Origin of the sequence: Kitasatospora sp. NPDC094015, assembly GCF_040304075.1 — a bacterium.
In the GTDB taxonomy this organism is placed as follows: Bacteria; Actinomycetota; Actinomycetes; order Streptomycetales; family Streptomycetaceae; genus Kitasatospora.
In genome coordinates this window covers 326,087-346,623 of record NZ_JBEOUL010000004.1, presented here as the reverse complement: position 1 = coordinate 346,623, position 20,537 = coordinate 326,087, and the positions used below count along the sequence as shown (strand labels likewise).

Annotated in this window: 21 protein-coding genes, 2 tRNA genes and 1 pseudogene; 7 read left to right on the top strand and 17 right to left on the bottom strand. The window is 72.8% G+C overall.

Annotation, left to right across the window (positions count from 1 at the left end):
- Positions 1-22: 22 nt before the first annotated feature.
- The 11 genes from ABT014_RS07800 to ABT014_RS07750 all read right to left on the bottom strand — a co-directional run bounded on the left by ABT014_RS07800 (position 23) and on the right by ABT014_RS07750 (position 11,347).
- Complete coding sequence (locus tag ABT014_RS07800; protein ID WP_350637751.1) at positions 23-1,756, bottom strand: pyruvate dehydrogenase; 1,734 nt, start codon at positions 1,754-1,756, stop codon at positions 23-25.
- Positions 1,757-1,920: 164 nt separating this feature from the next.
- Complete coding sequence (locus tag ABT014_RS07795) at positions 1,921-3,168, bottom strand: S53 family peptidase (protein WP_350637750.1); 1,248 nt, start codon at positions 3,166-3,168, stop codon at positions 1,921-1,923.
- Between the two features lie 276 nt (positions 3,169-3,444).
- Entirely contained in the window at positions 3,445-5,850 is a 2,406-nt protein-coding gene (locus tag ABT014_RS07790) for a glycoside hydrolase family 65 protein (RefSeq protein WP_350637749.1), read from the bottom strand.
- Positions 5,847-6,596: an HAD family hydrolase gene (locus tag ABT014_RS07785; RefSeq protein WP_350637748.1), complete on the bottom strand. Its 750-nt coding sequence runs from the start codon at positions 6,594-6,596 to the stop codon at positions 5,847-5,849. The genes ABT014_RS07790 and ABT014_RS07785 overlap by 4 nt, the downstream gene beginning before the upstream one ends.
- Before the next feature lie 91 nt (positions 6,597-6,687).
- Positions 6,688-7,470 carry a VOC family protein gene (locus ABT014_RS07780; RefSeq protein WP_350637747.1) on the bottom strand — a complete coding sequence of 261 codons (783 nt, stop codon included), beginning with the start codon at positions 7,468-7,470 and terminating at the stop codon, positions 6,688-6,690.
- 272 nt (positions 7,471-7,742) lie between these two features.
- Positions 7,743-7,807 (bottom strand) — tRNA-Ser (locus ABT014_RS07775).
- A 129-nt stretch (positions 7,808-7,936) separates the two neighbouring features.
- Positions 7,937-8,260: a hypothetical protein gene (locus tag ABT014_RS07770; protein ID WP_350637746.1), complete on the bottom strand. Its 324-nt coding sequence runs from the start codon at positions 8,258-8,260 to the stop codon at positions 7,937-7,939.
- 420 nt (positions 8,261-8,680) lie between these two features.
- Positions 8,681-9,100, bottom strand: a complete 420-nt coding sequence (locus ABT014_RS07765) for a PIN-like domain-containing protein (protein ID WP_350637745.1) — start codon at positions 9,098-9,100, stop codon at positions 8,681-8,683.
- A complete protein-coding gene (locus ABT014_RS07760; protein ID WP_350637744.1) occupies positions 9,097-9,714 on the bottom strand; it encodes a DUF433 domain-containing protein in 618 nt (205 codons plus the stop codon). The genes ABT014_RS07765 and ABT014_RS07760 overlap by 4 nt, the downstream gene beginning before the upstream one ends.
- A gap of 213 nt (positions 9,715-9,927) precedes the next feature.
- Positions 9,928-10,488, bottom strand: coding sequence for a class IV adenylate cyclase (cyaB, locus tag ABT014_RS07755; protein ID WP_350637743.1), 561 nt, complete (start codon positions 10,486-10,488; stop codon positions 9,928-9,930).
- A 10-nt stretch (positions 10,489-10,498) separates the two neighbouring features.
- Entirely contained in the window at positions 10,499-11,347 is an 849-nt protein-coding gene (locus tag ABT014_RS07750; RefSeq protein ID WP_350637742.1) for a helix-turn-helix domain-containing protein, read from the bottom strand.
- An 87-nt stretch (positions 11,348-11,434) separates the two neighbouring features.
- On the opposite strand from ABT014_RS07750, the gene ABT014_RS07745 reads away from it, so the two are divergent.
- Both ABT014_RS07745 and ABT014_RS07740 read left to right on the top strand, forming a co-directional pair.
- Positions 11,435-11,617, top strand: coding sequence for a hypothetical protein (locus ABT014_RS07745; RefSeq protein WP_350637741.1), 183 nt, complete (start codon positions 11,435-11,437; stop codon positions 11,615-11,617).
- Positions 11,614-11,799: a hypothetical protein gene (locus tag ABT014_RS07740; RefSeq protein ID WP_350637740.1), complete on the top strand. Its 186-nt coding sequence runs from the start codon at positions 11,614-11,616 to the stop codon at positions 11,797-11,799. Before ABT014_RS07745 ends, ABT014_RS07740 begins: the two co-directional genes overlap by 4 nt.
- Positions 11,800-12,111: 312 nt before the next feature.
- Here the strand turns inward: ABT014_RS07740 and ABT014_RS07735 are convergent.
- Together ABT014_RS07735 and ABT014_RS07730 are read right to left on the bottom strand one after the other, a co-directional pair.
- A tRNA-Lys gene (locus ABT014_RS07735) sits at positions 12,112-12,184 on the bottom strand.
- Between the two features lie 89 nt (positions 12,185-12,273).
- A complete protein-coding gene (locus ABT014_RS07730; protein WP_350637739.1) occupies positions 12,274-12,966 on the bottom strand; it encodes a nucleotidyltransferase domain-containing protein in 693 nt (230 codons plus the stop codon).
- Positions 12,967-13,107: 141 nt separating this feature from the next.
- Here ABT014_RS07730 and ABT014_RS07725 point away from each other — a divergent pair, with 141 nt between their 5' ends.
- Positions 13,108-14,331 carry a DNA glycosylase AlkZ-like family protein gene (locus tag ABT014_RS07725; RefSeq protein WP_350637738.1) on the top strand — a complete coding sequence of 408 codons (1,224 nt, stop codon included), beginning with the start codon at positions 13,108-13,110 and terminating at the stop codon, positions 14,329-14,331.
- A 43-nt stretch (positions 14,332-14,374) separates the two neighbouring features.
- On the opposite strand, the gene ABT014_RS07720 is transcribed toward ABT014_RS07725, so the two are convergent.
- Positions 14,375-14,965 carry a transglutaminase-like domain-containing protein gene (locus tag ABT014_RS07720; protein WP_350637737.1) on the bottom strand — a complete coding sequence of 197 codons (591 nt, stop codon included), beginning with the start codon at positions 14,963-14,965 and terminating at the stop codon, positions 14,375-14,377.
- A gap of 90 nt (positions 14,966-15,055) precedes the next feature.
- Between ABT014_RS07720 and ABT014_RS07715 the strand changes: the two genes are divergently transcribed.
- The 3 genes from ABT014_RS07715 to ABT014_RS07705 all read left to right on the top strand — a co-directional run bounded on the left by ABT014_RS07715 (position 15,056) and on the right by ABT014_RS07705 (position 17,658).
- Positions 15,056-15,802, top strand: a complete 747-nt coding sequence (locus tag ABT014_RS07715; protein ID WP_350637736.1) for an SDR family oxidoreductase — start codon at positions 15,056-15,058, stop codon at positions 15,800-15,802.
- A 120-nt stretch (positions 15,803-15,922) separates the two neighbouring features.
- Positions 15,923-16,627, top strand: a complete 705-nt coding sequence (locus ABT014_RS07710; protein ID WP_350637735.1) for a tyrosine-protein phosphatase — start codon at positions 15,923-15,925, stop codon at positions 16,625-16,627.
- Between the two features lie 98 nt (positions 16,628-16,725).
- Positions 16,726-17,658, top strand: a complete 933-nt coding sequence (locus ABT014_RS07705) for an SRA domain-containing endonuclease (RefSeq protein WP_350637734.1) — start codon at positions 16,726-16,728, stop codon at positions 17,656-17,658.
- On the opposite strand, the gene ABT014_RS07700 is transcribed toward ABT014_RS07705, so the two are convergent.
- Positions 17,655-18,770, bottom strand: coding sequence for a low temperature requirement protein A (locus tag ABT014_RS07700; protein WP_350637733.1), 1,116 nt, complete (start codon positions 18,768-18,770; stop codon positions 17,655-17,657). The genes ABT014_RS07705 and ABT014_RS07700 overlap by 4 nt on opposite strands.
- Positions 18,771-18,896: 126 nt before the next feature.
- Here ABT014_RS07700 and ABT014_RS07695 point away from each other — a divergent pair, with 126 nt between their 5' ends.
- Positions 18,897-19,193 carry a hypothetical protein gene (locus tag ABT014_RS07695; protein WP_350637732.1) on the top strand — a complete coding sequence of 99 codons (297 nt, stop codon included), beginning with the start codon at positions 18,897-18,899 and terminating at the stop codon, positions 19,191-19,193.
- A 31-nt stretch (positions 19,194-19,224) separates the two neighbouring features.
- Here ABT014_RS07695 and ABT014_RS07690 read toward each other — a convergent pair whose 3' ends face one another.
- Together ABT014_RS07690 and ABT014_RS07685 are read right to left on the bottom strand one after the other, a co-directional pair.
- Positions 19,225-20,052, bottom strand: coding sequence for a TIGR02452 family protein (locus ABT014_RS07690; RefSeq protein ID WP_350637731.1), 828 nt, complete (start codon positions 20,050-20,052; stop codon positions 19,225-19,227).
- Between the two features lie 157 nt (positions 20,053-20,209).
- A pseudogene (locus ABT014_RS07685) lies at positions 20,210-20,537 on the bottom strand (DEAD/DEAH box helicase); the annotation flags it as partial.

Sequence of the window (20,537 nt, the reverse complement as noted above, 5' to 3'; positions counted from 1 at the left end):
CTCGGGGATCCGGGGCAGGGGCCTACGGACGGGGGATGTTCCGCAGGTTGCTGCGCGCCAGGTCCACCATCCGCCCGACCCCGCCGGACAGCACGGTCCGTCCGGCCGCGAGCGCGAACCCCTTGAGCTGGGCGGCGGTGATGTGCGGGGGGATGGAGAGCGCGTTGGGGTCGGTCACCACGTCCAGCAGCGCCGGTCCGGGCCGTTCCAGCGCCTCCCGCAGGGCGTCCGCGACGGCGGCCGGGTCGGTGACCCGCTTGGCCGGGATGCCGCAGGCGCGGGCGATCGCCGCGTAGTCCACGTCCCCGTTGTCGGTCTCGGTCTCCGGGTAGCCGCTGACCAGCATCTCCAGCTTGATCATGCCGAGCGCGCCGTTGTTGAGGACCACCGTCTTGACCGGCAGCCGGTGCTTGGCCACCGTCAGCAGCTCGCCGAGCAGCATGCCGATCCCGCCGTCGCCGGAGAGCGAGACCACCTGCCGTCCGGGGAAGGCGAGCTGGGCGCCGATCGCGTGCGGCAGCGCGTTCGCCATCGAGCCGTGCAGGAAGGAGCCGATCACCCGGCGGCGCCCGTTCGGGGTGAGGTAGCGGGCGGCCCAGACGTTGTTCATCCCGGTGTCCACGGTGAACACCGCGTCGTCGGCGGCCAGTTCGTCCAGCACCGCGGCCACGTACTCGGGGTGGATCGGCCGGTGGTGCTCGATGTCCCGGGTGTACGCGCCGACCACCTTCTCCAGCGCCTTGACGTGCCGCTCCAGCATCGCGTCCAGGAAGGAGCGGTCGGTCTTCTGCTCCAGCAGCGGCAGCACCGCCCGCAGGGTGGCCGCCACGTCCCCGTGCACCGCCAGCTCCAGCGGGGTCCGCCGGCCGAGCCGGGTCGCGTCGTGGTCCACCTGCACCGTCCTGGCCTGCGGCAGGAAGGAGTCGTACGGGAAGTCGGTGCCCAGCAGCAGCACCAGGTCGGCCTCGTGCAGCGCCTCGTGGCAGGCCCCGTAGCCGAGCAGGCCGCTCATCCCCACGTCGTACGGGTTGTCGTACTGGATCCACTCCTTGCCGCGCAGCGAGTGCCCCACCGGGGCCTGCACGGTGGCGGCCAGCCGCATCACCTCCTCGTGCGCGCCCCGGGTGCCCGCACCGGCGAACACGGCCACGGTGGACGCCCGGTTGAGCGCCTCGGCGAGCGCCCGGACCTGGGACCACGGCGGGGCGGCGACGGCCTGCTCGTCGAGGAAGGTGCTGCGGCCGGTGGGCCCGGCGGCGGGCAGCGCCGCGATGTCGCCGGGGAAGACCAGCACCGCGACCCCGGGGGCGCCGAGCGCGTGCTGGACCGCGACCCGCAGCAGCCGGGGCAGCTGCGCCGGGGTGGAGACCAGCTCGCAGAAGGTGCTGCAGTCGGTGAACACCCGCTCCGGGTGGGTCTCCTGGAAGAAGCCGGTGCCGATCTGCCCGGACGGGATGTGGGAGGCGAGCGCCAGCACCGGCACCCCGCTGCGCTGGGCGTCGTAGAGGCCCTGGATCAGGTGGGTGTTGCCGGGCCCGCAGGAGCCGGCGCAGACCGCGAGCCGGCCGGTCAGCGCGGCTTCGGCCGAGGCGGCGAAGGCTCCGGCCTCCTCGTTGCGCACGTGCACCCAGGAGATCCCCTCGGCCCGCCGGATCGCGTCCACCACCGGGTTGAGGCTGTCGCCCACCACCCCGTAGACCCGTTCCACGCCGGCCTGCCGGAGCACCTCCACCATCTGCTCGGCCACACTGCCCACGGGGCACCTCGTCTCGGCTCGGCTCGTCGCGGCCCGGCGGCCGGATCCCTTGCAGGACCATGCCTAGCACGGCGAACCGGACAAAAGCCTCACATCAGGCCGCGCCGGACGGCGAAGGGCCCGCCCGCAGCTCGCACCCGGCGGGCGGGCCCAGCCTGCGGACATCAGCCGTGGAAGGCCGCCGTCCCGTTCGGGGTGCCGAGGCCGGTCGGGCCGTCGTAGCCCGCGGCCGCCTTGCACAGGTAGGCCGGCGAGCAGCTGCCGTTCGAGCCGGTGGTCACGTCGAACAGCGAGCCGGTGTGCGCGTACGGGAAGGAGGCCGGGCTGCTGCCCGCGGACGGGGCGCCGCCGAGCGCGTACACGCTCGCGATGATCGGCGACGAGGCACTGGTGCCGCCGTAGACCGCCCAGCCGCTGCCGCCGTAGGTCTGGTAGACCGCGACGCCGGTGGCCGGGTCGGCGACCGCGGACACGTCGGCTATGGTCCGCTTCTTGCAGCCGGTGTCCTTCTGCCAGCTGGGCTTGGCGTCGTAGGCCGAGCAGCCGGACCCGGTGCCCTCGGTGGAGTTGGTGAGCCAGACCGACTCGCTCCAGCCGCGGCTGCTGGAGTCCCGCTTGAGGGCGGTGCCGCCGACCGCGGTGACGTAGCGCGAGGCGGCGGGGTACTCAGCGCCGTAGGCGGAGTCGCCGGAGGAGACCGTGATGGCCACGCCCGGGTGGTTGAAGTAGGAGGTGTCGTACGAGGTGTCGGCGGAGGACTCGCCGCCGCCGTAGCTGTTGGAGACGAACCTGGCGCCCAGCGAGACGGCCGTGTTGACGCTGGTGCCGAGGTTGGCCATGGAGGCGCTCTTGGCCTCCACCAGGACGATCTTCGCCTTGGGGGCGATCGCCGACACCATGTCGACGTCGAGCGAGATCTCACCGGCCCACCCGGTGTTCTTGGCCGGGTAGCTGGTGCCGCCGTTCTGGTCCACCTTCTTGAAGCAGCCGTTCGCGGTGGTGCAGGCCGGCAGGCCGTACTGGGCGCGGTAGACACCCATGTCCGCCTCGGCGGACGGGTCGTCGTAGGCGTCGACGATCGCGATCGTCATGCCGGCGCCGCCGTTCGCGGGTAGCTTGTACGCGCCGAGCAGGTCGCTCGGGCCGAGGCCGGACGGCAGCAGGCCCGCGGAGACGCCGAGCGCCCGCACCGGCTCCGCGGTGCTGGTGACCTTGAGCGCGTGGCAGGCCATGGTGTCGCCCTTGGCCAGCGTGGCGCAGGAGCGGACCCAGGACGTGCCGCCCTGGGAGTAGGTGGTGGGGGTGGACGCCGCGCCGGCGGGCGCGGCCGCGGCGAACGCGGACAGCGCGAGCGCCGCGGTGCCGGTGGCGGCCAGGACGGACCGGCGGGCGCGGGACGTGGGGGTACGCAACGGAGTGCCTCCTGTGGCTGGGTCGACCGGGGGCCGTGCGGAGCCGGCCGGGCGCCCGCACGGTGGTGCGGGGGCACGGCGGGGCGGGCGAGAGGCAGCGGGACGGTTCGGGGCCGCCGCTTCCCACCGGGCAGGACAGGGGAACTGACGCCGACGCTAGACGGACATGCTCACGTCGAACAACGGTCCGTCAGAAAATTGGACGAGCCCTTTACCGCCGGTTGGCGACGGTAAAGGGCTCGCGGGTCAGGGAGTTGGGGAGCTACGGGTGCGCGGTCACTCGGCGGGCAGGTGTTCCACCCCGCCGCCGTGCACGACGCCCTGGACGCCGGCGTGCGCGGCGCGCCGGGCCGGCTCCCGGCCGGGCGGCTGGGAGCAGCGTTCGGGGGCCTCGATCACGGCGGTGCGCCGGGTGGCCTCGCCCTTGGGGCCGAGGCGGACCGGCTCGCCGTCGTGCAGCAGGGTCAGCGGGCCGCCCTCGCGCACGGTGTAGACGGTGGTGGCGTGGGTGATGTCCACCCGCAGCAGGCTCTCCCTGATCCGCAGCGAGAACGCGAGGCGTTGCAGCCCGGCGGGCAGCCGGGGCCGGAACGACAGGTGCTCGGAGTGGTCGCGCAGGCCGCCGAAGCCCGCCACCAGGGCGATGCAGGCGCCCGCCAGCGAGGCCATGTGCAGGCCGTCCCGGGTGTTGCCGCCGAGGTCGCGCAGGTCCATCAGGGCGGCTTCGGCGGTGTAGTCGTAGGCCAGGTCGAGCTGGCCCACCTCGGCGGCGATCACCGCCTGGGTGCAGGCGGAGAGCGAGGAGTCCCGGACGGTCAGCCGCTCGTAGTAGGCGAAGTTGCGGACCTTCTGCTCGTGCGTGAAGGCGTCGCCGCGGACCTGCATGGCCAGCACCAGGTCGGCCTGCTTGACCACCTGCTTGCGGTACAGGTCGAAGTACGGGTAGTGCAGCAGCAGCGGGTACTTCTCCCGCGGGGTGCCCTCGAAGTCCCAGACCTGGTGGTCGGTGAAGCCGTCGGCCTGCGGGTGCACGCCGAGCTTCTCGTCGTACGGGATGAACATGGCGGCGGCGGCGTCCCGCCAGGCCGCGGCCTCCTCGGTGTCCACGCCCAGTTCGGCGGCCTCCTGCGGGTGCCGGTTGGCCGCCTCGGCGGCGTGCCGCAGGTTGGACTGCGCCATCAGGTTGGTGAAGACGTTGTTGTCGGCCACCGCGCTGTACTCGTCCGGGCCGGTGACCCCTTCGAGCCGGAACCGGCCCACCGCGTCGTGGTGGCCGAGCGAGCGCCACATCCGTGCGGTCTCCACCAGCAGTTCCAGCCCGTGCGTGCGCTCGAACTCGACGTCCCCGGTGGCCCGGACGTAGCGGACCACGGCGGCCGCGATGTCGGCGCCGATGTGGAAGGCCGCGGTGCCGGCCGGCCAGTAGCCGGAGCACTCCTCGCCGCGGATGGTCCGCCACGGGAAGACCGCGCCCGCCAGGCCCAGTTGGGCCGCCCGCTCGCGGGCCATCGGCAGCGTGGTGTGCCGCCAGCGCAGCGCCTGGCCGACCGCCCCCGGCAGGCAGTAGGTGAGCACCGGCAGGACGAACATCTCGGTGTCCCAGAAGCTGTGCCCGTCGTACCCGGGCCCGGTCAACCCCTTGGCGGGGATGGCCCGTTCCTCGCTGCGGGCGCCCGCCTGCAGGACGTGGAACAGGGCGAACCTGGCCGCCTGCTGGAGCTCGACGTCGCCCTCGATCTCGATGTCGTTGCTGGCCCAGAACCGCTCCAGGTAGCGGCGCTGCTCGGCCACCAGCCCGTCCCAGCCGGTGTGCCGGGCCGCCGTCAGCGCGGCCTCCACCTGGTCCCGGACGGCGGGCAGCGAGCGGGTCGCCGACCAGCCGTACGCGATGAACTTCACCAGCCGCAGCCGCTCGCCGGACTCCAGCACGGTGGTGACGCTGATCCGGCCCTGGTCGTCGGTGGACTCGGCGGTGGTGTCCACCTGGTCGGGGCCCTCGATGGTGTGGTCGATGCCGGCCGCCACCCGCAGGCCGCTGTACCTGGTCCGGTGCACCAGGACGGCTTTGGTGGCGGCGGCGTGGTGGAGCTCCGCGGTGAGCGGCTGCTCCAGCACCGCGGCGGCGCGCGGATCCCGTTCCCCGCCCGGGAGTTGCTCGTTGGCAACCAGCTCGGACTGGACCACGATCCGGACCGGGCCGTCCACCGCCTCGATCGTGTAGTCGACCGCGGCGACCGCCCGCTGGGTCAGCGAGACCAGCCGCACCGAGGTCACCTTGACCGTCCGCCCGGCCGGCGAGGTCCACTCCGCCTGGCGCCGCAGCAGCCCGTCCCGGAAGTCCAGGCTCCGCTGGTGGCCGCGGAGTTCGCCGTAGCGCAGGTCGAACGGCTCGTCGTCCACCAGCAGCCGGATGACCTTGCCGTTGGTGACGTTGATGACGCTCTGGCCGGACTCCGGGTAGCCGTAGCCGCTCTCCGCGTACGGCAGCGGGCGCAGCTCGAACACGCCGTTCAGGTACGTCCCCGGCAGGCCGTGCGGTTCGCCCTCGTCGAGGTTGCCGCGCAGGCCGATGTGCCCGTTGGAGAGCGCGAACACCGATTCGGCGCGGGCCTGGGCGTCCAGGTCGAGGCCGTGTTCGGCGACGCCCCAGGGGTCGACGGTGAAGGTGTCCGTCCCACTCACGCGGGATCCTCCTCGATCAGCTCGGCCAGGTCGGCCACCACCAGCGAGGCGCCGTGCTCGCGCAGCTCCCCGGCCTGGCCGGTTCGGTCCAGGCCGACCACGGCGCCGAACCCGCCGGCCCGGCCGGAGGCGACCCCGGCGAGCGCGTCCTCGAACACGGCGGCGTGCTCGGGCGGCACGCCCAGCTCCCGGGCGGCGGCCAGGTAGGTGTCCGGGGCCGGTTTGCCGGCCAGGTGCCGCTCGGTGGCGACCACGCCGTCCACCACCACCTCGAACAGGTCCTCGATCCCGGCCGCGCGCAGCACGTCCCGGCAGTTGGCGCTGGAGGAGACCACCGCGCGGGGCAGGCCGGCGTCCCGCAGTCGGTGCAGGTAGTCGACCGAGCCGGGGTAGGCCCGCACGCCCTGCTCCTTGATCATGCGCAGCACGGTGTCGTTCTTGGCCCGGCTCAGGCCCTGGATGCTGCGCTCGCCCGGCCGGTCCTGCTCGGTGCCCTCGGGCAGCCGGATCCCCCGGGACTCCAGGAAGCCCCGGGTGCCGTCCAGGCGCGGCCGGCCGTCGACGTAGCGGTCGTAGTCGACCACCGGGTCGAACGGCACGAAGGCGGTGCCGGAGCGGTCGGCCTCGGCCCGCAGGAAGGTGTCGAACATGTCCTTCCAGGCGGCCGCGTGGACCTCGGCGGTCCTGGTCAGCACGCCGTCCAGGTCGAAGAGGTAGGCCCGGATGTGGTCGGGGAGTCCCAGCATGTCTGTCATCCTCGCTCGCACGCACGGAGCGGCCGCCCATTGGCGTCGCGGCTGGCGCGTCGCGAACGGGCGGCCCCGATCCCCGGCCCGACTACCCGGCCGGGACCCGGATAACCGCGAAGACCGCGCCCTGCGGGTCCTGGACGATCGCGTTGCGGCCCCAGGGGGAGTCGGTGGGCGGCATCATCACCGTGCCGCCGGCCCGGATCAGCGCGTCCACCGTGCTGTCGGTGTCGTCGACGGCGAAGTAGGTCAGCCAGTGCGAGGGGGTGCCGGGCGGCAGGCTGCCGCCGAGCTTCTGGACGCCGCCGACGGCCTTGCCGTCCACCTCCAGCGCCCAGTAGTGGGTGGCCCCCTCCATCAGCGGCAGCTGCACGCCGAAGGCGGCCGGGTAGAAGGCCTTGGCGGCCTCCGGGTCGGCGGTGTTCAGCTCGTTCCAGACCAGGGCGCCGGGCTCGTTCACCACCTGGGCGCCGGCGAAGTCGACCGGCTGCCAGACGCCGAACACGGCGCCCGTCGGGTCCGCCACCACCAGCATCCGGCCGACCGTGCCGACGTCCATCACCGGGACCAGCGGGGTGCCGCCGGCGGCGGTGACGGCCGCCAGGGTGGCGTCCGCGTCGTTCGAGGCCAGGTAGGTGGTCCAGGCGACCGGCGGCTCCGGCATGCCCTCGGGGGCCATCGCCGGACCGATGCCGGCCACCGGCTTGCCGTTCAGCGTGCAGATCGCGTAGCCGCCGAACTCGGCCGGTCCGACCTCGCCCTGCCAGCCGAACAGGTCACGGTAGAAGTCGAGCGCCGCCTGCTGGTCCTTGGCCATCAGGTCGACCCAGCACGGGGTGCCGGGCTGGTACGGGGCGGTGACTTCGGGCATAGCGCCTCCCAGGTGGTGGTCCCCCGCCGCCCACCCTCGCCGCCGGGGGCCGATCCCGCCACCCGAACGGGGCCGGGCCGGTGGCAGCCGCCGTACGGCGCCGGGCGAGGTCCCGACCACCCGCCCGAGCCGGCCGGCAACGGTCGGGCGTCCGGGGCGGGTTGACGTGCGCCGGTGGCGCGGCACGGCTGCGGGCGCCGCCGCGGGCCACAACCAGGACCGGCCCCCGCCGTGCGATGCACTCGCACGGCGGGGGCCGGTCCCGTCGTCGGTGGGCCGCCAGGGGTTCGAACCCTGAACCTACGGATTAAAAGTCCGCGATCACTTGGGCCATCCCGTGACGCTCTGTGCCACCTGATGCCTTCCGGCACTAGCCAGAGCCCTGGTGGCCTGATGGCCCGCTTCCTACGGAGCGTATTCGTGATGCCTTGCTATGCAGCGTTCGAGCGAGCAGAATCCTTGATCATCAGCGGATTTCGGACATCGCTCCCACCTGTCCCAAGCCCCTCGCACCGTCGATGATCCTGTCCTCGTCCGGCCTGCGCCGAGACCGGGGAATCATCCTCGCCGCACGCTCCGCCACCTCACAGTCCACCTCGGGCAGCAGCGAGGAGTATGTGTCCACGGCCAGCTTGATCATGGAGTGCCGCAGCGTCTCCTTGATGACATGGAGGTCGCCGCCGCCCGTGTGGATCACCGTGGCGGCCTGGGGTGTCGCAGATCCCGCGGGTTGATCGGCGGCGGGCCGGATCATCGGGTGCAGCCACGTGCCATCCTGCTGCACGAACACCTTGCCCCTGTCCGCCCACAACGGCGCCTTCTCGACGGGGCCCGCTGGACGCCAGGAACTCGGCCCGCGGCCAACTGCCGGTCCCGCGCGGCGAGCTGCCGCGCCCGGTACTCGCGCATCACCTGCACCGTGGCCGAGTACAGGGCGATCGTCGCGGCGCTGCCGTCGATCATCGGCTCCGACTCGTACGGCTCCCAGCCGTCCCGCACGATCTCCTCGGCGACGGTCAACTCGCGCTTATCCAGGTCGAGAAAGCCACGTACCGGCTGCTGCTCGACGCCTACCTCGCCATGTGCCACTGAGCCCGAGAGCTCGGCCCGCACACCCCGGCCCACCGCCCGAGCCTCCACCTGGTCTCGACCTCAGTCCCTGGCAAGTGACGCCCCCCGTTCGGCCTTCGAGCCGGGCAGGGGAGGTTCGTCATGTCTTGAGGCGGTTGACCTTCATTCGCTGCCCGGCAAGCAAAGGAACGTTCCTCACGTGAAACGAGTGGGCGTCGCTGGCTCGCTCAATCTCATCGATGATGTGCGGCATAGCTGCCAGGTAGGCGGCGGCCGTAGTGGCGATCAGCAACAGGCCACCGGCGTCGGGCTCGGCGTGACCGATCCAATGTATGCCGGTGTCTATGTAGGCCTGCCGTTCGTCACGATTGGAGAGCTGGTTTCGATCCTGAGTGAGGATGGCATGGAAGCCGCGTCGGGCTACCTCATGGATGAGCTCTACATCCAAAGTGCCCCGTAGGGACTCCTCGTCGGCTGAGCGAAAGTCGTGCTGGAAGTAGACCGCACGGAGCGGTTGGAGGACTGCGGGACTCTCATTTTCGTCGAGGAAAAACCTCACGCAGCGCGCCCCCTGATCTGCACCACTTCCTGATGGAAGTCGGCCGCGTCGAGAGCCGCCTTCGCAGTCACTCCTGGGTAGAAACGCGCCACATCCTCAGCCGCGACACCGCCAGCGATGAGCTTGGCCACGGTGTCGTAGGCGACTCGAGTCTCTGCCACTGTTGGCCAGCCGCCAAGGCGAAGCTCTCTGACCTCCAGCTGCGGCCGTGGCCGGCGGAAGTCGACCACATCGCGGCCCTGAAGATTAGTAAAGGGCGCGAAGGCGTCTTCAAGAGTCAGCAACATACGCTGACCGGGCCTACGAACGAGGTCAACGGCACGGTCGTTACCCTCGTCAAGGAAGATCGAATCCTTGTCAGTCAGGAGCGTATAGGTGGAGGGGTGCTCCGTGAGATCCCATTCTCGGAGCTGGGTCATTGCCTTGCGGATTCGCTGAAGCGGCACCTCGCTGCGCAGCTTTACGAAGAGGCGCAGCGCGACGACGTCGCGAAATGAGTAGAGCACCGGATTGTCCTGCAGCTCTGGGCGGAGAAGGTCCGTCCGGCGCCAGTTGTAGAGCTGGGAGACGGATGCGCCGCTGAGCGCGGCAGTTAGCTCAACAGGGAAACTCATGGTCAACACCTCCCTTCGCAAGCCCCTGGCAGTTGCCGTGCTCTACTGTCTTGTCCCCAGATTGGCACATCGCCATCCTCGCCTCGGACACCGCCTCCGCTGGTCGCACGGTACCGGGATGCCAATGTCATCCGCACGGCGTGCACCCAAAGTCACCGAAACGAGACTCCCCGCTCTCCTCTGGGAGAGCGGGGAGCTTCGCCGTGCCCGGGCTCAGCGGGCTGCGGCGACCGCGTCCGTGTACAGCTCCGTGGTGAGGTCGTCCTCGCCGATGCCGAGGCCAGCGAGGACGGCCCGGACGGTGGCGAGGGCCGGCCCGAGGTCGTCGCCCGACTTCGCGATCGTCTCCACCTCAAGGAAGGTCCCGTCGATCTCCGGCACCCGGACCAGGGTGGCCAGCATCTCGCGGCCGTCGTACTGGAAGGCGTAGTTGCGGCACCGCTTCTCGAAGGCGATGACAGGCATGTAGCCGAGCCCGCGGACGATGTCGTGCGCCGCGTCGGCGTCCTCGACCTTGGTCTCGGCTTCGGGCTTCGACCCGGATGCCTCGTCGACCCGCGCACCCTTGTAGGTGAGGACCGTGCGGGTGTCGTCAGCCGAGTGCACTGTGCGGATTCGCAGCTCCCGGTCCCCGTTGTCGAGCGCCCCGTCCGGGGTGTCGTAGTAGGTGTCGCGGTACACCTCCGGCCGCCCCGGCCCGTGCCGCTCCTCCAAGCCGGACATCACCGCCTCGGGATCCCGCACGACCGCCTTGAGCTCGGCCTCGATCGCCATGTTCTCCTCCTCAGATGACGCGCTGACCGTCCTCGACCATGGCATCAAACTGCCTGCGGTGCGCCCGGTACAAGGGGCCGATCGGGGTCGCCAGAATCTTGTACGTGGCCGACTGGTGCCCTTCCCATCCCGCGTCGAACACGCTGACGTACAGCGTCGTATCGAGCCTGATGACCCGCCATACGGGCAGCGTGCGGTACCGGTACACCTCGACCTCGCCGACCTCCGCGAGCTCCCGCAGGCAAGCCTCGGCGAGCCGCACACCACCGGCCAGGGACTCGGTGGACTCGCCGATCTCGGCGGCCCGGCGAGCCAGGGCCGGTGAGTCGGGGTCGAGCATCAGGACACGCAGGCGGGGCGCCACGTCCCCGTCGCGGTCGAGGTGCGGGCGCAGCAGGGAGTCGGACAGTGCGAGGAGGCCGAGCCCGCGGACGGCGAGGACGTCGATCTGATGGGCGGAGCGGGTGCCGCGCTGGATCTCGGCGGCAGCGCCGGCCTGGTCGGAGTACACGCGGACGATCTCAGGGAACGCCGCGAGGTCGAAGGCCGCGCCGCCGGTCCTGTTCTCACGGCGAGGTGCAAGGCCGAGCAGGCGCCGAGCGTCGTCCGGCATGTCGAGGCCCTCGGCGATCCGCTCGAAGACGTCGAGGCGGGACACCTCGCGGCGGCCGTTGATCAGCTCGTTCACGCGGCCCTGGGTCATGCCGACGGCGACGCCGATTCTGGCCTGGCTGGCTCCGCTGTGGTGCTGGACAGCCCGCAGGAGCGCGCCCATGTCCCGTGCCTTGAGGTATCGGCGGACCTCGCCGTTCTGCCACGTGAGGTCCGGCAGGACAATCGGCATCAGTGCGGTGCTCACCTGCGCGGCCCCTCCCACGAAAGCATCTCACCGTGAGATTACCGCCTGGGTATCGATCCTGACCGTCAGTAAGCCGAACCTGACTGCATGGAGATGATCGAGCACGAACCCGCCGCCGCACCCCATCTGATCCCGCTGTCGGACATCGCGCCACAGTGTTCCGTCTGCGGCAGCACCCAGGTGCCGCTGCATCCCGGAGCTCTGGAGCGTGTCGGCCATCTGGTCCGTGACACGGTCGTCTGCACCACTCACCTGGAGCTGGGCCGATGAACCGAGCGATGCCCAGGAAATCCGCGACGGTTGTCGCGTTCGGGGTTCGGTGGGACCCGGCCAGCCTGCGCTGGTACGTGCTGGAGCCGGACGGCCGGCCAGCGCTCGACCTCCTCGGCAGGCGCCTGTCGTGGGACTCGTTCACCCTCGCCTGGGAGAATCGGCGGATCGGCCGTGTCTGAGTCACAAGCGGAGGACTCCGGGTACTGCAGCGCCTGTGGCGGCTTCGGCCGGGGGGTCTTCGCAGCCGTGCTGAACAGCCACTCGGTTGCGATCCGCGAGCACCAGCGGTGTCCGGGGCCGACTGCTCGCGGGGGGAGATCCGTCGGACAGCCGATCCTGCCCTCTCGGGCCCGGGCGGATTGCCCGGCGACCATGATCCAGATTATTCAAGCGAGCAAGGAGTAAGCAGGAGGTCATCCGGGCTGCCCGCCAGAGACGAATCGACCCCCACCAGCAGGCTTCCTGCCGGATGGGGGCCGATTGGCTATCGGTGGGCCGCCAGGGGCTCGAACCCTGAACCTACGGATTAAAAGTCCGCAGCTCTGCCAATTGAGCTAGCGGCCCGTCGGTGGGCGCGCACCCGGGGGTGCGGCACCGCGCGCCGATCCTACCCGGTGATCGCGCCGGGTTGGCCAATGGATTCCCCGGCCGCGTCAACCGGTTCGGGTGGGTACCCCGGCGGGGGCGTAGTGGGCCGCGCGGACCCGGCGCAACCAGGCCTCGACCGGTGCCTCGTCGGGCTCCGCGGGAAGCGAGCCGGGCCGGTCGAAGCGGCGCTCCGCCTCGGCGAGCAGGTCGGCGGCCTGCTCCGGCTCGGCCGCGAACCGCTCGCCCAGCTCGCGCACCCGCTCGGGATCGGCGAGCCGGATCACCACCTCGCCCGTCTCGTGCAGGGCGAGCCCCTGCTCCACCAGCCGCACCAGGTGCCGGGCGTGCTTGGCGGCCCGGGCCAGGCCCGCGGTGTCGGTGCGGTCCCGGTTGGCGAGTTTCCTGAACTGCTGCCCGGCGTAACCGAGATAGGAGCGCCGCACGGCCCCTTCGCTGAGGAAGGAGCGCCGCAGGCCGATCAGCTCCTCGCCGAGGGCGGTCCGCACCTCGTACAACTCCTCGGGCAGCCACACCAGTTCGGAGGCCGTCGGGTTGCCGCCGAGGGCGAGGCGGCACCACTTGGCGGCCTCGTGCAGGGTGCGGTCGGGGGCGGTGGTGACGTGCGACTCGGCGGGGCGGTGCAGGCCGTGCAGGTCCCCGGTGGGCGCGGCGAACAGCCCGAGCCGGTCGAGGTCGGAGCCGGCGTGCGCCAGCCCGTACGCGGTGGAGCCGACGATGCCTTGCAGCAGGACGTGCACGGGTCGCCTCCCCGGCGGTCGCGGACCGTCCGCGACAGGCCGCGGACACCGGGTAGTCTGCCCGCCGCGCCGGACGAGGTCGAACGAATTGTCCACCCGCGGGTACGTGCCCTCGCCGGGCCGCCCGCCGATACTGGGCGCATGGCAAACAGTGGGACCCCGGGCGCCACCGGCCCGGCAGCCGACCCGGCCCTGGCGGCCAAGCTCCGGGCCTGGTGGGCGCACCGGCAGTGGCTGGACGGCGGGCACGAGGGCGCGTCCGCCGGCGAGGTGCTGGCCGCGACCGGCTGGGCGCGGTCGGTGGGCGGCGCCGCCCCGTACCTCGGCCTGTTCGCCCGGGCCGGGCTCGGTCGCGGCGCGGTGGACGCGGCCGTGGCCGCCCAGGAGGTGCACGAGCTGCCCTCCGCCCGCGGCTGCACCTACGTGCTGCCCGCCGCCGACTTCGCGCTCGGGCTGGCGGCCGGCGCGGGCGTGCCCGAGGCCGACATCGCCTCGGCGACCAAGCACCTCGGCGTCACCCGGGACGAGGTGGAGAAGCTCTGCCTGGCCATCACCGACGCGCTCGCCCCGGACCGGCCGCTGGACCCGCCGGCGATCCGGGAGGCGGTCGGCGGCGCCGTGCGCGGCCTCGGCGAGGCCGGCCGGAAGCGCGGCACCTCCACCACGCTGCCGCTCGCCCTGGGCCTGCTCCAGGCCCGCGGGCAGATCCGCCGGGTGCCGGTCAACGGCCGCCTGGACCAGCAGCGTTACGGCTACGTCGGCTGGGACCAGCCGGTCAAGGGTTCGGCCGCCGAGCTGGCGCAGCGCTACTTCTCCTGGGCCGCGCCGGCCTCCGTCCGGCACTTCCGCTGGTTCTCCGGGTTCACCGCGGCCACCGCCAAGGCCGCGCTCGCCCCGCTGGAGCTGACCGGGCTGCCCGGCACCGATCTGCTGCTGCCGGTCGAACTGGCCGGTGAGTTCGAGGAGTTCACCGCTCCGGCCGAGCCCCGGTACGCGCTGCTGGCGGGCATCGACGGGATCCACCTGCTGCACCGCGACCTGCCCCGGCTGATCGATCCCGGCGACGCCGGGCGGCCGGTCCCCGCGGCCAGGGGCAGCCGGGTGTTCGGCGGCGAGGCCGATCCGCAGACCCACGTGGTGGTCGACCGCGGCCGGATCGTCGGCTTCTGGGAGTACGACACCGAGCGGCGGGAGATCGTGCACCAGCTGTTCGTCCCGCCGGACGCCGCGCTGCGGGAGGCGCTCGGGCGTACCGAGGCGTTCGTCCGGGACGAGCTGGGCGATGCCCGCGGCTTCAGCCTGGACTCGCCGAAGAGCCGAGCGCCGAAGATCGCCGCGATGCGGGCGGCCACCGGGGAGCGGTGAGGCACGGCTGCCGGGGAGCGGTGCGGGCCGCCGGCCCCGTGGTTCACAGGTCGAGCGGCAGGTGACCGTAGCCGGTGCGGCCCGGGCGGGCGGTGGCGAGCGCCGCGAGCAGGACGGGCGGGGTCGCCGGGTGGACCGTGGTGTGGTCGTACTCGCCCTTGGCCGGGTCGACCGGCCAGGCCAGCCGCTCCCGCGCCGGATCGGTGGCGAACCGGGCGTCCACCCCGGGCCGGTTGCCGCGCGGGTCCAGCCGCACCCACCCCCCGCCGGGCCAGTGCACGGCCACCAGCCCGTGCAGCACCTCCAGCCGCTGGTAGCACAGCCCGGTCGGGACGCCCTGCGCCCGCAGCACGGCGGCCAGCAGGTGGGCCTTGCCGTGGCAGATCGCGTCGCCCGCCGCCAGCACGTCGGAGGCCCGGTGGGCGCCGCTCCACCGGCCGGCGTCGGCGGAGTGCGCCACCTCGTCCCGGACGTACTCGAACGCGGCCCGGGCGCCGCTCTCCACGCTGTCACCGCGCAGGCGCAGCGCCAGGGCGCGGACCTGCGGGTGGTGGTGGTCGATCACGTCGTCGGCCGCCAGGTAGTCGGCCAGGTCCGGTGAGGCGGGCCGCAGGAGGATCGGTACGGTGCTCATGGCGGCATCATCGGCCCGGCCGCGGGCCGTCCGCCGAGGATTCCGGCATGCGGGCCGGCCGGCGGGCCGGGCCCGTGGAGGGGGACGACCATGGCCGAGACCGTCCTGATCACCGGCGGCGGCCGGGGCATCGGCGCCGCCACCGCCCGGCTCGCGGCGCGGCGCGGCTACCGGGTGTGCGTCAACTACCGCAGTGACGAGGCCGCCGCGGCCGCGGTGGTCGCGGACATCCGGGACGGGGGCGGCACGGCGATCGCGGTCCGCGCCGACGTCAGCCGCGGCGCCGAGGTGGAGCGGCTGTTCCGCACCGTGGACGAGCGCCTGGGCACGCTCACCGCCCTGGTGAACAACGCCGGCACGCTGGAGCGGCAGGCCCGGCTGGAGGAACTGGACGAGGACCGGCTGGCCCGGATCTGGGCCGCCAACATCACCGGGCCGTTCCTGTGCGCGGGCGCGGCCGTCCGCCGGATGTCCACCCGGCACGGCGGCCGGGGCGGGGCGATCGTCAACGTCTCCTCCGCCGCCTCCCGGCTCGGCTCGCCCAACGAGTACGTCGACTACGCCGCGTCCAAGGGGGCGCTGGACAGCATGACGCGGGGCCTGGCCCTGGAGGTCGCCGGCGAGGGGATCCGGGTCAACGCGGTGCGGCCGGGTCTGATCCACACCGGGATCCACGCCCTGGGCGGCGAGCCGGGACGGGTCGACCGGGTGGGGCCGCAGCTGCCGATGGGACGGGGCGGGCGGCCCGAGGAGATCGCCGAGGGCATCCTCTTCCTGCTGTCACCGGCGGCCTCGTACGCGACCGGGACCTTCCTCGACCTCGCGGGCGGGCGCTGACGCGGGGGGCCGGGCCGGGGCAGGGCGGGCCGGGGCAGGGCGGGCCGGGCCGGGCACAGCTGGGCAACGACCTGCGGCGGGCCCTGTGGGGCGCCCGCCGCCCGCGCTACCGTGACCGCCATGACCGCCCGTGAGTTCGACGCCGCCGCCTTCCTGGACATCCCCGACGTACGGAACTTCCGCGACGCCGCCTGCGGCGTGCTCCGCCCCGGCCTGCTCTACCGCTCCGCCACCCTCGCCGCCCTCACCCCCGAAGGCGCCCGCCGGCTCAAGCCGCTGGGCATCCGCACCGTCATCGACCTGCGCACCCACGCCGAACTCGCCGCCGCCCCCGACCAGCACCACGGCCTGGACCACACGTACCTGCACCAGCCGCTGCTGCCGGAGCGCTTCGACCGCGAACACCCGTGGCCCAGCGACCAGTTCGCCACCTACCGGCTGATGGCCGAGGTCGGCGGCGGCGCGGTCGCGGCCACCGTCCGCCGGCTCGCCTCGGGCGGCGGGCCGATCCTGGTCCACTGCGCCGTCGGCAAGGACCGCACCGGCCTCACCATCGCCGTGATCCAGCACCTGGCCGGCCTGCCGGACGCCGACATCACCGCCGACTACCTCCGCTCCAACCCCGGCCTCGGCCTCGACCGCGGCCCCGTCCCGTACACCGACGAGTTCGGCGAGCAGCACGTCTCCCACCCCGCCGAGGCCGACCGCCTGCACACCGCCCTCGACCGCATCCGCGAACTCCACGGTTCGATCACCGCCTACCTCCTCACCCACGGCGCCACCGAATCCGACCTCACCACCGTCCGCCACCTGCTCACCGCCTGACGCGGCACGCCAGGGGCGGGGACGAAAGCTCCGGACACGGACAGGTTTTCGTGCGATGATCCGGAAAACCCTGGCCCGTAGCCCGTTTTGGAGCCTCCATGCCCGAACTCCCCCTGGTCATCGGCACGTCCTACTGGCGCAGAGATCTCCACGACGCCTACGGAGGCAACCGTCAGACCGGCATCTCCTACGGGTCCGACGGATCCGTGATCATGCTGTTCAGCAAGCCAGCTGCGGCGGCGGAGCACGGCTACCCGGACGGCTGGGGGACGGACGGGCACTACCACTACTGCGGCGAGGGAACCACCGGCGACCAGTCGCTGACCAACCTCCGGAACGCGGCGATCCTGAACCACCAGGCCCAGCGCAGGACGCTGCACCTGTTCCTCGGCAACAAGGGGGAGCCGCGCGAGTACTTCGGCGAATTCAGGTTGGCTGAGGACGAGCCGTACTACTTGGCCGAATCCCCCAGCGCCAATGCCGGCCCGCTGCGGAGCGTCATCTTCTTCCGGCTGGCCCCGATCGGCGAGTTCAGGGCCACCTTCCCGCTCATCGACCACACCCCGTCCCACGAACCGCGGGTCGAGGACGTGACGGTCGAGGCCCACCTCACCGAGCGGACCACGGTGCTCCACCCCGAGCGCGAGCAGGAGGTGGTCCGCCGGGAGGCACCGCTCGTCCAGCACTACCGCGCGTTCCTCGAACAAGCCGGCAAGCGGGTGACCCGGAAGAAGATCACTCCGCCCGGCGAGCGCCACTCCCACTACACCGACCTCTTCAACAGCACCGACAGCCAACTGGTCGAGGCCAAGGCCACCATCACCCGCGAGGCCGTCCGGATGGCCATCGGCCAGCTGTTGGACTACCGCCGGTTCATCGACCCCACACCGTCGATGGCCCTGCTGGTGCCCCAGCAACCGCGCCCTGATCTGCTCCACCTCTGCGCCAGTGCCGAGGTCACGGTCATCTGGCGGCACGAGGACGGCTACCGGAGCACGGACGCTCCGGACAGCGCTGCCGCCGGCGGCTAGCGCGGGGCGCGGCGTTCCTCGTAGGTGAAGGTGGCTGCGAGGAGGGCGGCCGTTGCCGCGGTCTGGGTGAGGGCCGAGTGGTGGGTGCCCAGGGGGATGGTGGTGGGGAGGAGGGCGGCGGCGAGCAGGCGGGGGGTGTTGGGGGTCAGGGTGAGGGTGCGGCGGATCGCGGTATCGGCGAGCAGGAAGAGGCAGGTTCCGGCGGCGAGGGCGGTGGCCGGGGCGGGGTCGAGCGGGGAGCCGGGGTCGGCGACGGCGGACTTGGCGCCGGTGGCCAGCAGCAGGATGCCGAGCAGCAGCAGGTAGTGGCCGATGTTGTAGACCCGGATGGCCAGTTGGTTGCGGCGGGCGCCCGGGAGGCCGGCCAGGTAGTGGCCCGCCCGTTCGTCGTCGTCGCGGCCGAAGTACGCCCACCAGAGCCCGACGCACACCGCGAGCGCGAGCAGCGCCGCCCCCACCACCGGCACCGACAGAGCCGCGTGCCCGGCCCCCACCCCGATGGCGATCACCGACTCGCCGAACGCGACGATCACCACCAGCCCGTGCCGCTCGACGAAGTGCGCGGACCGCAGCTGGAACTGCGGCAGGTCCACCAGGTACGGGGTCACGAACTGCAGCCCCACCGAGGCCGCCCACAGCAGCAGTTGGGTCGTCCCTTCGAGGTAGCCGCCGGTGACGACCAGCGCGGCGTTGAGCAGGTTGAGCGCCCCCATCCGCGCCACCGACCGGGCCGGGACCCCGGCGCCCGCGAACATGCCCGTGTGCACCGCGATGACCAGCAGGTACGCCAGTCCGAACGCCGTCCCGCTGCCCTCGAAGGCGTGCGGGACGCTCAGCGCGACGACCAGGAAGCCCGCCATCGCGACCAGCAGCAGCCCGCGCCGCGGGTGGGTGGTCGGCGGCATCGCGTTGGCGAGCCAGATGAACGCGTCGTACATCCACCAGATCACCGCCAGCATCACCAGGACCCGCGCCAGGCCGCCGGCCGTGAGGTGCTCGGCGAGGCTGGCCGTGAGCTGGGTGACGGTGAAGACGAAGACGAGGTCGAAGAACAGCTCCAGCGGGCTCACCCGGAGGTCGGCCTCGGCCTGCTGCTCGGTGTCGGCGATCACAGCGGCGAGTATGGCGCAGCCGGGCCCCGCGGGTGACGGCTTTTCCGCACGCCCGGGAGCCTCCGGGGGCCGCCGCGCCGTGGGTTACGGTCGGACGAGTACCCGGGACCCGAGGAGGAGTGCACGATGGCGAGGATCCCCACCGCGGCGGTGGCCGCGGCCGGCCTGGTCGGCGGCTACGGCGCGGCCCGCTGGACCGGCCGGCGCGAGCTCGGCGGCGCGGTGCTGGCGGCGGCCGGCGCCACGGCGGCGGTGCGCTGGCAGCGGGCGGCCGGCACGCCGACGGCGGCCGCGCTGACCGGCCTGTACCTGGCGGCGTTCGGCGGCTCGCACCCGCTGGCGAAGCGGATCGGCGCCTGGCCGGCCGTGTTCGCGGTGACCGGTGTGGTCGCCGCCGCGTCGGCCGTCACCACCGGGGACTGACCCCGAGCCAACAGGCCGCCCGGCGCCGCGCTCAGAGCGCCCGGCCGGCCGCGAAGCGCTGCTCGAACGCGGCCCGGTTCGCGGACACCGGGGTCCGGTCCCAGACCGCGAACACCACCCGGTCGAAGGGCGCCCCGTGCTCGGCCAGCGCGGTCTCGAAGGCCTCCGCCACGTCCGCCGGATCGTTGCGGAAGACGCCGCAGCCCCACGCCCCGAGCACCAGCTCGCGGACGCCGTGCCGGGCCGCGACCGCCAGCACCCGGGCGGCCCGCTCGGCCAGCACGCCGCGGACGTCCACCGGCTGCTGCGGCGAACGCAGCGCCAGCTGACCGGCGTTGGGCGCCGGCGAGGTCAGGAAGGACACCTGGTACGGCTGCGCGAGCAGCTGCCCGCTCGCGTCCCGGACCACCGGCACCTGCGGCGACCAGATCACCCGGTGGCTGTAGCGAAGATCGGTGGAGGCGCGGTGCGCCTCGTAGTAGTCGGGCGCCTCCAGCAGGCAGCGGTAGAGCAGGGCGGAGCGGCAGAGGTCCTCCTCCTGCGCCTTGGCGCCGCGCAGGTAGCCGCCGCCGGGGTTGCGGGCGGAGGCGAAGTTGAGCACCGCGACGTGGCGGCCGCCCGCCTCGGTGAGCCGCCGGGCCGCCTGCATGCTGCCTTCGGAGGTGACCTCCACCGGGCCGGCGAGGGGGCCGCGCCCGCCGCCGGGCGGCAGCTCGTCCGGGCCGTAGGAGACCGTCCCGGCGCAGGCCCGCGCCAGCCACTCGCCGATCTCGGCCGGGTGTCCGGCGGGCGTGCGGTAGGCACCCCGGGCGGCGATCTCCTCGTTCTCGACGGCCACCTGATGCATTCTGCTGCTCATACCGGTGACCGTACGCGAGGGGATCCGGCGCCGCCACCGAGTTGTTCTCATTGCGAGAACATCAAGGGCCCGCGATGCAGAAAGGCCTGGGGCCGAACCACCGGAGTGGTTCGGCCCCAGGCCTTCAGTCGCTACGGCGTCGGTGCGCCGTCAGCGGTCAGCTCTTCCAACGGGGCTTGCGGTCGCCACCGTTGAAGCCACCCGAACGGTTGTCGCGGTCGCCACCGAAGGAGCGGCCACCCGAACGGTCGTCCCGGTTGAAGCCCTGCGGGCGGCCACCGGCACGGTGGTCGTCGCGGCGGGCGAACGGACGGCTGCTGCCGGCGCTGCGGTCACGGTCGCCGAAGGACGGGCGGTCCGAGAAGGAACGGGCCGGACGGTCGCCGTAGGAGCGGGTGCCGCGGTCGTCACGGTCACGGTTGAAGCCGCCGCCCGTGCCACCCGAACGGTTGTCACGGTCGCGGTTGAAGCCACCCGAACGCTCG

Coding starts and splice junctions, on each gene's coding strand:
- ABT014_RS07785 (WP_350637748.1), bottom strand. CDS start 6,596: ATGCTGGGACTCCCCGACCACATCCGGGCCTACCTCTTCGACCTGGAC.
- ABT014_RS07780 (WP_350637747.1), bottom strand. CDS start 7,470: ATGCCCGAAGTCACCGCCCCGTACCAGCCCGGCACCCCGTGCTGGGTC.
- ABT014_RS07760 (WP_350637744.1), bottom strand. CDS start 9,714: ATGAGTTTCCCTGTTGAGCTAACTGCCGCGCTCAGCGGCGCATCCGTC.
- cyaB (WP_350637743.1), bottom strand. CDS start 10,488: ATGGCGATCGAGGCCGAGCTCAAGGCGGTCGTGCGGGATCCCGAGGCG.
- ABT014_RS07745 (WP_350637741.1), top strand. CDS start 11,435: ATGGAGATGATCGAGCACGAACCCGCCGCCGCACCCCATCTGATCCCG.
- ABT014_RS07740 (WP_350637740.1), top strand. CDS start 11,614: ATGAACCGAGCGATGCCCAGGAAATCCGCGACGGTTGTCGCGTTCGGG.
- ABT014_RS07725 (WP_350637738.1), top strand. CDS start 13,108: ATGGCAAACAGTGGGACCCCGGGCGCCACCGGCCCGGCAGCCGACCCG.
- ABT014_RS07720 (WP_350637737.1), bottom strand. CDS start 14,965: ATGAGCACCGTACCGATCCTCCTGCGGCCCGCCTCACCGGACCTGGCC.
- ABT014_RS07715 (WP_350637736.1), top strand. CDS start 15,056: ATGGCCGAGACCGTCCTGATCACCGGCGGCGGCCGGGGCATCGGCGCC.
- ABT014_RS07710 (WP_350637735.1), top strand. CDS start 15,923: ATGACCGCCCGTGAGTTCGACGCCGCCGCCTTCCTGGACATCCCCGAC.
- ABT014_RS07705 (WP_350637734.1), top strand. CDS start 16,726: ATGCCCGAACTCCCCCTGGTCATCGGCACGTCCTACTGGCGCAGAGAT.
- ABT014_RS07695 (WP_350637732.1), top strand. CDS start 18,897: ATGGCGAGGATCCCCACCGCGGCGGTGGCCGCGGCCGGCCTGGTCGGC.
- ABT014_RS07690 (WP_350637731.1), bottom strand. CDS start 20,052: ATGAGCAGCAGAATGCATCAGGTGGCCGTCGAGAACGAGGAGATCGCC.